Source organism: Methylophilus sp. DMC18, from assembly GCF_056314005.1.
Window position 1 is genome coordinate 222,136 of sequence record NZ_JBQUZE010000005.1, and the last position, 11,745, is coordinate 233,880.

The following is an 11,745-nucleotide window of genomic DNA, read 5'->3' on the forward strand; positions in this document are numbered from 1 at the left end:
TTTCAATACAAATGCTTTGTCTGTAAAAAATAATTCCGGTTAAACCTTGAGGATGCGGTCGCCACGACCAATGCCGGAAGCACCCGTACGCACGGTTTCAAGAATCGCGCTGCGGTCTATGGCTTCAATAAACGCATCCAGTTTGCTGCAAGAGCCGGTAAGCTCAATGGTGTAGCTATTGTCGGCCACATCGATAATACGGCCGCGGAAAATGTCGCACATGCGCTTCATTTCGTCTTTATGGACGCCGGTGGCTTTGACCTTGACCAGCATCAGTTCGCGCTCAATGTGCTTGCCATCGTTGAGATCCAGCACCTTGACCACGTCAATCAACTTGTTGAGTTGCTTGATAATTTGTTCAATCACATCATCGGAGCCTGTGGTCACAATCGTCATGCGAGACAGGGTAGGGTCTTCGGTGACCGCCACCGTGAGTGATTCAATGTTGTAACCGCGGGCAGAAAACAGGCCGGCCACGCGTGACAGGGCGCCTGCTTCGTTTTCCATCAGCAGTGAAATAATGTGACGCATTATTCTTCCCCTTTCAGGCGGCTGGCCGTGCGTGGGCTCAATACCATTTCTGACAGGCCCTTGCCGTTTTCAACCATCGGGAAGACGTTTTCTGTTTGGTCGGTTAAAAAGTCCATAAATACAAATTTGTCTTTTCTATCAAACGCTTCTTTAAGGGCGCCTTCTACATCCGCCGGATCGGTGATGCGCATGCCAACGTGGCCATAAGACTCGGCCAGTTTGACAAAGTCAGGCAGGCTATCCATGTAGGATTCTGAGTAGCGGTTCTCGTAGAAGAACTCCTGCCACTGACGCACCATGCCCAAGTAACGGTTATTCAACAGAATGACCTTGATCGGCAGGCCGTATTGCGCACAGGTGGACAGCTCCTGGATGTTCATCTGGATACTGCCTTCGCCGGTCACACAGGCAACTTGTGCATTTTTGTCGGCAAATTGGCAACCCATGGCGTATGGCAAGCCCACGCCCATGGTGCCCAAGCCGCCGGAGTTGATCCAGCGACGTGGCTTGTCGAACTTGTAGTATTGCGCCGCCCACATCTGGTGCTGGCCCACGTCAGAAGTCACATAGGCTTCGCCTTTGGTGACTTCCCATAACTTCTGGATCACGTACTGTGGTTTGATCACGGTGTCTGAATAGGCGTAATCCATCGACTGGATGCCGCGCCATTCATTGATTTGGGACCACCAGTCGGCGGTGTCTGTACTCTGGTTTTCTTCTTGCGCCAAAATTTCGTTCATGTCAGACAGCACGGATTGCACGTCGCCAACAATCGGCACGTCTACCTTGACGCGTTTGGAGATGCTGGATGGGTCGACATCAATATGAATGATGGTGCGTTTGTGGCTGCTAAAATGTTTGGGATTGCCAATCACGCGGTCGTCAAAGCGCGCGCCAACGGCCAGCAACACGTCACAGTGCTGCATGGCCATATTGGCCTCATAAGACCCGTGCATGCCCAGCATGCCGACAAACTGTTTGTCAGTGGCAGGGTAGCCGCCCAACCCCATCAGGGTGTTGGTAACAGGGAAATTCAACGCCTTAGCCAGTTTTACCAGCTCAGCCGCACCATTACCCAATACCAGGCCGCCGCCGGTGTAAATCATCGGACGTTTTGCACCCAGCAGCAGCTTGACCGCTTTTTTGATCTGGCCGCTATGGCCTTTCAAAATCGGGTTGTAAGAACGCATCTCTACCGTTTTTGGGTAGATAAAGTCAGCCACGTGCGCCGTGATATCTTTAGGGATATCCACGACCACTGGACCGGGACGGCCGGTTTTGGCGATGAAGAATGCTTTCTTGATGGTCGGCGCAATGTCTTTAACGTGCTTGACCAGGAAGTTGTGCTTCACGCACGGGCGAGTCACCCCCACCATGTCGACTTCCTGGAAGGCGTCCATGCCAATCGCTGGCACAGGGACCTGACCACTGATCACCACCAGTGGAATTGAATCCATATAGGCCGTGGCAATGCCGGTTACCGCATTGGTCGCACCTGGACCGCTGGTGACTAAGGCGACGCCAACATCCCCTGTTGCACGTGAGTAAGCATCTGCCGCATGCACAGCCGCTTGCTCGTGACGCACCAGAATGTGCTTGAAGCCATTCTGTTTATATAAAGCATCATAGATATGCAAGACCGCACCACCTGGATAGCCAAAGACGAATTTGACTTTTTCTTCATTCAGGCAGGAGACAACAATGTCCGCACCTGTCATGGATTTGGCGTGGGTGTCTGTCGCAGAGTGGGCTGAGGCGTCCATAAAACCTTGATTTTTCGGCTAATAAATGTTGAACCCTATACATTAACTTGCTTTACTAATTTGGTCAAGATTTCGCACTGACCGAGCCCGACTTTCAGTGATGCCGGGTTCAATATTGCAATCCCTGCAATCAATAGTTGACTTTATAAATGAGAAACATTATCATTTGCATAACAGTTAACGAGAGGCATACACGCCATGCAGAGTTTACAAGGCGCATCACCCAGCCAGTTGTTCGATCCTGACCTGCCGACCGCAAGTGCGGTGCTGGTTTCGCTGAGTTGTGTGGCAACGCGCTATGCCATGAATCCTTCGGAGGATTTGGCCTTGTTGGGTTGCAGTCTGGCCCAAACTTTGAATGCGCCTGAGTATGCAGAGAGTGGTTTGATTACCTCGGCGGCCAGGCAATTGTTGCGTGAATGGCAAGAGTTGTTGCAAGCGCATCAAACCTTTGCCATGCAGCAGGCGGTGTCTGAGTTTGTGACCCCGTCGGCCACCATGCAATGATAGGCGCAAGGGCGCAGGCGCTCGTTGCATTAAGTAGAGTACATCGCATACAAAAAACAAAAGATTAAGAAAGGCAGTATTGAAATGGCAAGAACCACCGGACCTCGACTCAAGATTATGCGCGCCCTGGGCGTGGAGTTGCCAGGGTTGTCACGCAAGTCGATTGAAGATAGACCCAATCCGCCTGGCCAGCATGGTCAGCAGGCTTCGCGTCGTCGTCGCTCGGATTTTGCCGTGAAGTTGGTGGAGAAGCAGAAGATCCGCTTTAACTATGGTGTGAGCGAGAAGCAAATGCGCAAGCTGATGCTGGAAGCGCGTAAAGGTTCGGAGCCTACCGGTGACAAATTGATGTCTTTGCTTGAGCGCCGTCTGGATAACGTGGTGTTCAGGGCTGGTTTTGCGCCTACGGGCATTGCTGCGCGCCAGTTGGTCAATCATGGGCATGTGTTGTTAAACGGCAAGTCTGTCAATATTGCTTCCGTGCGTTTGAAAGTGGGTGATGTGGTCACGCTCAAAGAGAAAAGTCGCAAAATTCCGATGGTGGCCGAGTCGATGGCGACGCCCAGTCTGACCATCCCCGAGTGGTTATCTGTGGATACGACGACCGCCTCGGCAAAAATTGGTCACTTGCCATCCATTGAGGATGTGCCGTTCCCGATTGAAGTGCAGCAAGTGGTTGAATACTACGCTAACCGCGTTTAATTTCGCGTGCAGGTGCAAGCCTGCAGGCCAATGAATTTGAGTGGTGCTCCTAACCCCAACATGTCACTGCTCAAATAGGCGTGTTTTTAATGCGCCAAATTACCCCTGGTAAGGGTGTTCCTTGAAATCTGATGCCGCAGTGCGCAAGCATGTAAGTCGGCTTTTTTTTGGACTGGATTGTAGATGATGAATCGCTTGCAGCCTGAGTTGAATCAAGGGCAAAATGCCGCCAACGCGACTCAGACCGGCGTGCCTGTGGTGGATGCCAATGAATTGCTGGGGAAGCGCGGCGTGGTAGCCATTATGCATGGTCGTGATGAGTACCGACTCACCCGGACCAGGCAAAATAAATTGCTGCTGACCAAGTGTCAGGACAATATAGGGCATGGCGTCTCTTCATGATTAAGAGCGCGTTGGGTGTGGTGAAATATCAATGTGAAGCAGGCAACCAGCAGGTTGCCTTCAGCACTTTAATAAACAGTCTTTTTGTAGGAGATGGACGCTAATGGCGCAACGTGAGTCTTTGCGTGGGTTGTCGTTGAAGCCCGCCCGGATGTCGGCTACCAGCTTGCCTGAGTTGAGTTTGCATAAGCGGCAGTTGGGCGAGCTGGCGGGGGTGTTCCGCTGGTCAGTATTGGCGACTGAACAGTTGCTCATGCGTGACCGCCGCCAGGGTTGGCATGCAGTGGGCATGCTGCTGGTGGTCGCGCTGCATGCGCTGGTGATCGCCAGTTTTCTGCTGTTTGAAGAGGAACTCATTGAGTTGCCCAAGCCAGAGCCGATCACGGTATCGTTGATTACCTTGCCTGCAAAAAAAGAGGAGGCGCCTGCGCCAGAGGTGGTACCCATCATCAAGCAGCAGCCGGTGGTGAAACCGGTGATCAAACCAAAAGAAACGCCAGTCAAGCCCATAGAGCGCCCGGCACCAGTGGTGGAGCGGATCACGGAAACCACGCCAGATCAGCCCAAGTTTGAAGCCAGCACCCAGCCTGCCGCGCCGCCGCTGGAAGCACCGCAAGCTGCTGCCCCTAGCAAGCCCGCACCTGCGCCTGCTGCGCCACCCAAGCACGAGGTGGAAGAAAAAGAGGAGCCGCCAAAGTTTGGCGTGGCTTACCTGAACAACCCGGCGCCGGAATACCCGCGGTTGTCACAGCGCGCCGGTGAAGAGGGGCGCGTGTTGCTCAGGGTGCTGGTGTCGGCAGAAGGTCACCCGGAGTCGGTAGAGATTTTTAAAAGCAGTGGCTATGAGCGGCTGGACAAGGCGGCACTCAATGCCGTCAAGCAATGGCGGTTTGAGCCAGCCCGCAAAGGCGGCAAGGCGCTCAGCGCTTTCGTCAATGTGCCATTGTCTTTCTCACTCACACAAAATTAAATCAGTTTTTATTGAAAGGAACGTTTGATGCAATCAACTAGTGGTTTGGCATTTATTACCGAGGGTGGGGTTGTCTCGGTCATCGTGGCGCTGGTGCTGCTGACCATGTCGGTCATGAGCTGGTATTTTATTGTGGTCAAGGCTTGGCAAGTCTTCAAGCACAAGCGCGAAGTCACGGCTTATGTTAAGCAGTTCTGGCGCAAAGCGACTTTGCAAGAGGCCCTGCAGGATACGCAGATGCAATCACCAGCGTTCCGCCTGGCGCTGACTGCCGTGGAATCTACCCAGCACCATCAGCAGCATGCCAGCCAGTCTCTGGGCGCGGCTTGCAGTCAAGATGAGTTTGTTGCACGCCAGTTGCGCCGTACCTTGTCGCAAGAGCAGGCAGGCATGGAGAGCGGGTTGTCTGTGCTTGCTTCTGTGGGCAGCGTGGCACCGTTTGTTGGTTTGTTTGGGACGGTGTGGGGGATTTACCACGCGCTGACCGCGATTGGCCAATCCGGCGTGGCGACCATCGACAAGGTGGCCGGCCCGGTTGGTGAGGCTTTGATTATGACGGCGATTGGTCTGGCGGTGGCGATCCCGGCTGTGTTGGCCTATAACGCCTTTATCAAGGCGAATCGCAGTGTCATGGCCGAGCTCGAGAATTTTGCGCAAGACTTGCATACCTTGCTGACTACGGGTGCGCCATTGATGATCAAGCAAGGTCAGAAACCTGCCAATGTGACTGAGCTGCACGCTAAAGTCGCAAGCAAAGGTGGCAACCTATGATGGGGCAAAATCCTTTTAGCGCGGGTGAACACACCCAGCCCATGAGTGAAATCAACACCACGCCACTGGTGGATGTGATGCTGGTCTTGCTGGTGATTTTTATCATTACTGCGCCCTTGCTGACGCATGCGGTCAAGATTGATTTGCCTCAGGCCACCTCGCAGCCACTGGAGGAAAAGCCGGAAGTCATTGATCTGGCGGTGGATGCAGACGGTAAGCTGTTCTGGAACGATAGCGAAATCCAGGCGCCAGAGTTGGCTGCCAAGTTGCAGGAAGAAGCAGGCAGGCAGCAACAGTCCGAGTTGCAGATTCGCGCCGATAAAAACACCCGCTATCAGGTGCTGGCCGAAGTGTTGGCCAAGGCGCAAACAGCGGGCATGAAAAAAATTGGCTTTGTCAGCCAGCCGCAACCTTGATTCAAATTCATCTGAGTTAACCATCGCATATGAAACAGCAAACCATCCGCCGCTGGGCATGGATCCATAAATGGAGCAGTCTGGTCTGTACAGCATTCATGTTGCTGTTATGCCTGACCGGCCTGCCCCTGATTTTTATGCATGAGCTGCATCATCTGCTGGGTGACCAGATTGAAACACCCGTGATCAGCCATGCCGGGCCCAATGCCAGCATGGATAGCCTGATGGTGGCGGCCAAAGCCCGTTACCCCAAGCTGGTGCCGCAATATATGTACCGCGAAGACGACGAGCCATTGCAGTGGGTGGTCCGCTTGGGTGCGACGCCGACTGACATCACGAATACCCACAACGTGGTACTCGATGCGCGTACGGCACAGGTGCTGGGTGAGCCCAAGGATGACGAAGGCTTTTTATATGTGATGTTCAAGCTGCATGTTGATCTGTTCGCGGGCTTGCCTGGCATGTTGTTCCTGGGTTTGATGGGCTTTTTGCTGTTGATTGCCCTTATTTCCGGCGTGGTGCTGTATGCGCCTTTCATGCGCAAACTGCCGTTTGGCGAGATCCGTCACCAGCGTGGCGACAAGCTCAAGCGCCTTGATATCCATAACTTTCTGGGCATCGTCACGCTCTGCTGGTTGCTGGTGGTGGGGGCGACCGGCGTGATCAATACCTGGTCGGATTTGCTGATTAAATACTGGCAATTTGACCAAATGGCGCAAATGGTCGCGCCCTATAAAAACCTGCCTCCACCGACAGCGTTTGCCTCACTGCAGCAGTCTTTGCAAGTGGCGCAGCGTGCCGAACCCGAGATGGAATTAGGCTTTATCGCTTTTCCCGGCACGCCTTATACCAGCCAGCATCATTATGGCATTTTCATGCGTGGCGATAGCCCGCTGACCAAGCGCCTGTTCAAGCCCGTGCTGATCGATGCACAGACCGCACAGCTGACCGATAGTCGCCCGTTGCCCTGGTATCTGGTGGGCTTGCTGGTGTCGCAGCCGCTGCATTTTGGCGATTATGGCGGCATGACCTTGAAGTGGATTTGGGCGGTGCTGGATATATTAAGTATTGTGGTGTTGTGGACCGGGCTCAAACTCTGGTGGAAAAAACGCCACCAATATGTACCGGATATTCAAACGCGCATCATACTCAGTGAGGCGAGTTGAGCATCCGGTTTTATGAATAGCGTTTTTTGTGAATATCGACACTGTTTGTGAATTTAAACCTCTGGGGTTTCAACGGCGATGTCTCAATAGGCGAACATGAATCATGGTCACACATCTGTTTATGCAAAGTAAATCACTGTCACAAATCTTTTTATGGCCGCTGGTCATTGGCCTCATCACTGTTCTGGGCCTGGTGACTGCCTTGCTGGTAGATGATGCCCGCGAATTGCTGTCGGATGCAGCGGTGGCGCTGCCGATTGTGATCAGCCTTTATTACTATCTTTGCAAGCCGCGCTTGCCTGCCCGTTTTTTGCCCGGCCAGCCTGGGCGCGCCCGCAAGTAAGTCTTTTTTTGATTGCCCCGCAAGCTGCCGGGCCGTCTTTAGTTTAGCCAGCCACCGAGTCGTCACTCCAGTAGCCAGCCAGTTTTTAAATTGGATGATTGGAGCATAGATGAAACTCACTTTTAACCCCCGCCTTTCCGCGAGCCAGCCTTCTTTTTCAGCGCGCTTATTGTTAAAAGCCGCGCCGCTCGCCGTGGTTGCCAGCACTTTATTACTACAAGCCAATGCGCAGGCCGCAGACCATTGTGAAGTCACGGTAGAAGCCACGGATGCCATGAGCTATAACGTCAAGGAAATTGCTGTGCCCAAAGCCTGTGCCTCTTTTGCCATTCGCTTGAAGCATACCGGCACCATGGCTAAAAACATCATGGGCCATAACCTGGTAATCAGCAAACAGGCTGATGAACAGGGCGTATTGCAAGATGGCATGAAGGCAGGCATCGCCAAGTCTTTTGTCAAACCGCAGGACAGTCGCGTGCTCGCCGCCACCCAGGTGATTGGCGGTGGTGAGAGTGCAGAGACCAGCCTTACACCCAAGCAGCTGGATGCATCAGCCAGTTATGTCTTCTTTTGCTCATTCCCCGGCCATGCCTCGATGATGAAAGGCACGCTCAAGCTGATCTAGTCCTTGCAGAACCTGCCTGCACCGGCAGGTTCAAATGGGCACAGGGCCCAGTTGCGGGCGGTCACTTTGTTTCTTACTGGCAGTAAAAGCAAAGCGTTACCGCGGCTAAAACATGATGAGTGCGTTTGAGGAGAACACGATGCAAGACACACAAAAATTACAGGCCGTTGGCACTGAAGCCAATGCGTTCCACCGGCAGTTTCAATCCCTGCAGTTAGCGACCACCAGTGACCAGGGATGGCCTGAAGCCAGCTATGCCACTTTTGTCGAGCACGAGCAGCGGTTTTATATTTATGTGAGTGAGTTGGCCGCCCATTGCGCCAATTTGCAACATCACGGTCGTTGCTCGGTGATGTTTATCGAAAGCGAGCAGGCAGCCAGCCATCCATTTGCCAGAAAGCGTCTGGTGCTGCAATGCCAGGCGCAAGAAGTGCCTAGGGATGAAGCTACGTTTGTATTGGTGATGGATCAGTTTCATGCCAAATTTGGCAAATTTATGGAAGTGATCGCCAAACTGACGGACTTTCACCTGTATGCCTTAACACCGTTAGAGGGCAGCTATGTGGCTGGCTTTGCCAAAGCCTATCGCCTGACCGGCCAGGATTTATCTGAGGTGGCGCACCGTAACGAACAAGGCCATCGTGCGCCAGATAGCGCCAGTCAGGCGGATCTGGATGCGTTGGTTTGATGGCATGGATAAGCAGAAAACACGTATTCATGCCATGAATGCTTCAGTGGCGGCCAGACGGCAATTTTTACAGCAAGCGGGTGCATTGGGAATCACAGCCCTATTGCCCCAGTCTTTGGTGTGGGCCGCAGACACCGAGCCCGCGAGCCAGCGCATCGTCAGTATCGGCGGTGCTTTGACAGAAATGATTTATGCACTCGGTGCCAGCCAGACCTTGGTCGGTGTAGATACCACTTCGCTTTTTCCGGCGGCGGCCACCAGGTTACCCAGTGTTGGCTATGCACGCACCTTGTCCAGCGAAGGGATTCTGGCATTGGCGCCGACCCTGGTAGTCGCCACTGAAGATGCCGGGCCCCCAGCCGTGCTAAGGCAAGTTCAGGCGGCAGGTGTGCCGCTAAGTATTCTGGCGGCGCATGACCGCTTTGAAGGCGTGGTAGATCGTATGCAACAGCTTGGGCATTTACTTGATCGTACGCCAGCGGCGACGCAATGCGTAGACAAACTCAAAGCCGACTGGCAGCGTGTGCGTGCGCCGATTCTGGCACGTAAAGGGCAGGGCCCACGTGTGCTGTTTGTGTTGTCACACGCCCCCGGCCAGGTCATGGTGGGAGGGCAGGGGAGCAGTGCCGAGGCCATGTTGCATTATGTGGGCGCACGCAATGCGGTGCAGGGCTTCCAGGGCTTTAAGCCCTTGACGCCCGAGGCCGTGATTGCGGCGCAGCCAGAGGTCGTTTTGTTCACAGAGCAAGGGCTGGCGGTGGTGGGTGGAGTCGAAGGCGCACTGTGGCTGCCTGGCCTGGCGCAGACGCCTGCCGGGGAGCATCGCCGGATTGTGGCGCTGGAAGCCATGTTCATGCTAGGGTTCGGGCCACGATTGCCGCAGGCCGTCGCCGCACTTGATCAATTGCTCGGCAAGGCCATGACCCTATGATCAGCGCAACCGCCTGGCCGGTCTTCTGCGAGCGCCTAACCACCCGTTTTGCAACATATCCTTCCTGGGGTTTGGGTCTTGTCTTGCTGATCCTGCTCGCATTGTCGGCCTGGGCGGGGGCCGTCCCCGTGACGTTGGCTGACTGGCGCATCGGCTGGTTGAATGACCCCTCTCATCCGCTCACAGGCGGTGCTTATGTGCTGTGGAATCTGCGATTGCCGCGCATTCTGTTTGCGGCACTGGTTGGGGCTGCCTTGGGATTGTCAGGCGCGCTCACGCAAGGCCTGTTTCGTAACCCGCTGGCCGATCCGGGGTTGCTGGGGGTGAGTAGTGGTGCCGCCTGCGCGGCGGCGTTAACGATTGTGCTGCTGGCTGGCTCGGGGATGGAGATTCCCATCGCTTTACGCTATTGGCTGTTACCACTGACGGCTTTTGTCGGCGCGGTAAGTGTCTGCTTTTTGCTGGATGGCGTGGCGCGCTGGCTCACGGCAGATTCGATTGCCGGATTGTTACTGACCGGAATTGCGCTCAATGCGCTGGCTACCGCCGTCATAGGCTTATGCACCTATCTGGCGACGGATGAACAGCTGCGTAGCCTCACATTCTGGACGTTAGGGTCGCTGGCGAGTGCCAGTTGGCGGCTGGTGTTGTTGTTGTCGCTGTTGTTAATCGCCGCGTTGGCCTATATGCAACGGCTGGTGAATGCCATGAATGCACTGGCGCTCGGTGAGGCGGCGGCCGCCCATGTCGGCATTCACGTGCGTCAATTACGCCGCCGTGTCATTGTGTTGGTGGCGCTATTGAGCGGGTTTGCCGTCGCCTGGTGTGGCATGATCGGTTTTATCGGCTTGGTCGCCCCACATATTGTGCGTTTATTGATCGGGCCTGATCAGCGTCGTCTAGCCCCTCTTGCCATGCTGGTTGGCGCCATCCTGTTGCTATTGGCTGATACGGCGGCCCGTACGCTGGCGATTCCCGCAGAAATTCCAGTTGGGATTTTTACGGCATTGCTGGGTGCGCCGTTCTTCTTGCTATTGCTCGGGAGCCTCAGAAAAGGCGGTCATCTATGAGCCATCGCGCTGCACAGTTGCTCGAGCTGCAAGCCGTGACGCTCAAATTGGGAGGCCATGTTTTTGGTCCGTTCTCGATGACCGTGCAGCCAGGTGAACGGATTGCGGTGCTCGGACCCAGTGGCGCCGGTAAATCCACCTTGCTCAAGTTGCTCGCGCGCGAGTATTTGCCCAGCAGTGGCCAAGTCAGGCTGCGTGAGCGCTGTTTGACAACGTGGTCACTGGTCGACTTAAGCCGCCAACGCGCCATCTTGCCACAGTCGCATGAGGTCGCTTTTGGATTGCCCGTCGAACTGGTGATTGGTCTTGGCCGGGTCGCCAGAATGGTCGATCCTGATTTAAATGGGATAGTGCGCCAGGCCGCAGAACTGGCGTGTGCCCGGCACTTGCTGCCGCGCCGGTTCGATACCCTGTCCGGTGGCGAAAAGGCGCGCGTCCATCTCGCCAGAGTGTTTGCGCAATTGTGGGATATCGAGCAAGGCCTGTTGCTGGTAGATGAGCCGATGGCGGCGCTCGACCCGGGCTTGCAGTGGCAACTGATGGCCGCCATGGATCAGTTTGCCCGCCAGCGTGGGCATGCGATTTTCGCCATCTTGCATGATATTAACCAGGCCTTGCAGGGATTCGACCGGCTCGTGCTGATTAAAGACGGGCGTCTCATGGGCGATTATCCACGCAGGCAAATTGCCCTGTCGACGCTGGCTGCTTTGTACGATGTCAATTTGGTCAGTGCGGTCACCGAGCAAGGCCAGACCCTGGTCGCTCCCGAGAGGCCCACAGTCCCATCTGTTGATTTTGTTAATGATAATTGTTATCATTTAATGCTTTAGTGCAAGCCAACGAGTGTTTTCTCCTGTAGC

At 54.7% G+C, this 11,745-nt stretch carries 15 protein-coding genes; 13 read left to right on the top strand and 2 right to left on the bottom strand.

What is annotated here, in order from left to right; translation table 11 throughout:
* Positions 1-39: 39 nt before the first annotated feature.
* Both ilvN and ilvB read right to left on the bottom strand, forming a co-directional pair.
* Positions 40-531, bottom strand: coding sequence for an acetolactate synthase small subunit (gene ilvN / locus ACT53G_RS12780; RefSeq protein ID WP_018987330.1), 492 nt, complete (start codon positions 529-531; stop codon positions 40-42).
* Positions 531-2,294, bottom strand: coding sequence for a biosynthetic-type acetolactate synthase large subunit (gene ilvB / locus ACT53G_RS12785; protein ID WP_194749236.1), 1,764 nt, complete (start codon positions 2,292-2,294; stop codon positions 531-533). The genes ilvN and ilvB overlap by 1 nt, the downstream gene beginning before the upstream one ends.
* Before the next feature lie 198 nt (positions 2,295-2,492).
* Here ilvB and ACT53G_RS12790 point away from each other — a divergent pair, with 198 nt between their 5' ends.
* From ACT53G_RS12790 to ACT53G_RS12850, 13 genes are all read left to right on the top strand, one after another.
* The gene (locus tag ACT53G_RS12790; protein WP_194749237.1) at positions 2,493-2,801 is read left to right on the top strand and encodes a hypothetical protein; all 309 of its coding nucleotides are present in this window, start codon (positions 2,493-2,495) and stop codon (positions 2,799-2,801) included.
* Between the two features lie 84 nt (positions 2,802-2,885).
* A complete protein-coding gene (rpsD, locus tag ACT53G_RS12795) occupies positions 2,886-3,503 on the top strand; it encodes a 30S ribosomal protein S4 (RefSeq protein ID WP_275356595.1) in 618 nt (205 codons plus the stop codon).
* Between the two features lie 183 nt (positions 3,504-3,686).
* Positions 3,687-3,905 (top strand): hemin uptake protein HemP, encoded by a 219-nt coding sequence (gene hemP / locus ACT53G_RS12800; protein WP_476169602.1) that lies wholly within the window; start codon positions 3,687-3,689, stop codon positions 3,903-3,905.
* 103 nt (positions 3,906-4,008) lie between these two features.
* A complete protein-coding gene (locus ACT53G_RS12805; RefSeq protein WP_476145208.1) occupies positions 4,009-4,875 on the top strand; it encodes an energy transducer TonB in 867 nt (288 codons plus the stop codon).
* A gap of 27 nt (positions 4,876-4,902) precedes the next feature.
* Positions 4,903-5,646, top strand: coding sequence for a MotA/TolQ/ExbB proton channel family protein (locus tag ACT53G_RS12810; protein WP_194749241.1), 744 nt, complete (start codon positions 4,903-4,905; stop codon positions 5,644-5,646).
* On the top strand, positions 5,643-6,062 hold the full coding sequence (locus ACT53G_RS12815) for an ExbD/TolR family protein (protein WP_379073468.1): 420 nt from the start codon (positions 5,643-5,645) through the stop codon (positions 6,060-6,062). Before ACT53G_RS12810 ends, ACT53G_RS12815 begins: the two co-directional genes overlap by 4 nt.
* A 29-nt stretch (positions 6,063-6,091) precedes the next feature.
* Positions 6,092-7,228, top strand: coding sequence for a PepSY-associated TM helix domain-containing protein (locus tag ACT53G_RS12820; protein ID WP_476156543.1), 1,137 nt, complete (start codon positions 6,092-6,094; stop codon positions 7,226-7,228).
* Positions 7,229-7,331: 103 nt separating this feature from the next.
* A complete protein-coding gene (locus ACT53G_RS12825) occupies positions 7,332-7,571 on the top strand; it encodes a hypothetical protein (protein WP_476156545.1) in 240 nt (79 codons plus the stop codon).
* 109 nt (positions 7,572-7,680) lie between these two features.
* Positions 7,681-8,196 (top strand): azurin, encoded by a 516-nt coding sequence (gene azu, locus ACT53G_RS12830; RefSeq protein WP_379073471.1) that lies wholly within the window; start codon positions 7,681-7,683, stop codon positions 8,194-8,196.
* A gap of 139 nt (positions 8,197-8,335) precedes the next feature.
* A complete protein-coding gene (locus ACT53G_RS12835) occupies positions 8,336-8,884 on the top strand; it encodes a HugZ family pyridoxamine 5'-phosphate oxidase (RefSeq protein WP_194749245.1) in 549 nt (182 codons plus the stop codon).
* Positions 8,871-9,815, top strand: a complete 945-nt coding sequence (locus ACT53G_RS12840) for a heme/hemin ABC transporter substrate-binding protein (protein WP_476156547.1) — start codon at positions 8,871-8,873, stop codon at positions 9,813-9,815. Before ACT53G_RS12835 ends, ACT53G_RS12840 begins: the two co-directional genes overlap by 14 nt.
* Positions 9,812-10,885 (top strand): FecCD family ABC transporter permease, encoded by a 1,074-nt coding sequence (locus tag ACT53G_RS12845; RefSeq protein ID WP_476169603.1) that lies wholly within the window; start codon positions 9,812-9,814, stop codon positions 10,883-10,885. Before ACT53G_RS12840 ends, ACT53G_RS12845 begins: the two co-directional genes overlap by 4 nt.
* Complete coding sequence (locus ACT53G_RS12850; RefSeq protein WP_476169604.1) at positions 10,882-11,715, top strand: ATP-binding cassette domain-containing protein; 834 nt, start codon at positions 10,882-10,884, stop codon at positions 11,713-11,715. Before ACT53G_RS12845 ends, ACT53G_RS12850 begins: the two co-directional genes overlap by 4 nt.
* Positions 11,716-11,745: the final 30 nt, after the last annotated feature.

What these genes read in the sequence shown, in the direction of transcription:
- ilvN (WP_018987330.1), bottom strand. Translation starts at nt 531, where the DNA reads ATGCGTCACATTATTTCACTGCTGATGGAAAACGAAGCAGGCGCCCTG.
- ilvB (WP_194749236.1), bottom strand. Translation starts at nt 2,294, where the DNA reads ATGGACGCCTCAGCCCACTCTGCGACAGACACCCACGCCAAATCCATG.
- ACT53G_RS12790 (WP_194749237.1), top strand. Translation starts at nt 2,493, where the DNA reads ATGCAGAGTTTACAAGGCGCATCACCCAGCCAGTTGTTCGATCCTGAC.
- rpsD (WP_275356595.1), top strand. Translation starts at nt 2,886, where the DNA reads ATGGCAAGAACCACCGGACCTCGACTCAAGATTATGCGCGCCCTGGGC.
- hemP (WP_476169602.1), top strand. Translation starts at nt 3,687, where the DNA reads ATGATGAATCGCTTGCAGCCTGAGTTGAATCAAGGGCAAAATGCCGCC.
- ACT53G_RS12805 (WP_476145208.1), top strand. Translation starts at nt 4,009, where the DNA reads ATGGCGCAACGTGAGTCTTTGCGTGGGTTGTCGTTGAAGCCCGCCCGG.
- ACT53G_RS12810 (WP_194749241.1), top strand. Translation starts at nt 4,903, where the DNA reads ATGCAATCAACTAGTGGTTTGGCATTTATTACCGAGGGTGGGGTTGTC.
- ACT53G_RS12815 (WP_379073468.1), top strand. Translation starts at nt 5,643, where the DNA reads ATGATGGGGCAAAATCCTTTTAGCGCGGGTGAACACACCCAGCCCATG.
- ACT53G_RS12820 (WP_476156543.1), top strand. Translation starts at nt 6,092, where the DNA reads ATGAAACAGCAAACCATCCGCCGCTGGGCATGGATCCATAAATGGAGC.
- ACT53G_RS12825 (WP_476156545.1), top strand. Translation starts at nt 7,332, where the DNA reads ATGGTCACACATCTGTTTATGCAAAGTAAATCACTGTCACAAATCTTT.
- azu (WP_379073471.1), top strand. Translation starts at nt 7,681, where the DNA reads ATGAAACTCACTTTTAACCCCCGCCTTTCCGCGAGCCAGCCTTCTTTT.
- ACT53G_RS12835 (WP_194749245.1), top strand. Translation starts at nt 8,336, where the DNA reads ATGCAAGACACACAAAAATTACAGGCCGTTGGCACTGAAGCCAATGCG.
- ACT53G_RS12840 (WP_476156547.1), top strand. Translation starts at nt 8,871, where the DNA reads ATGCGTTGGTTTGATGGCATGGATAAGCAGAAAACACGTATTCATGCC.
- ACT53G_RS12845 (WP_476169603.1), top strand. Translation starts at nt 9,812, where the DNA reads ATGATCAGCGCAACCGCCTGGCCGGTCTTCTGCGAGCGCCTAACCACC.
- ACT53G_RS12850 (WP_476169604.1), top strand. Translation starts at nt 10,882, where the DNA reads ATGAGCCATCGCGCTGCACAGTTGCTCGAGCTGCAAGCCGTGACGCTC.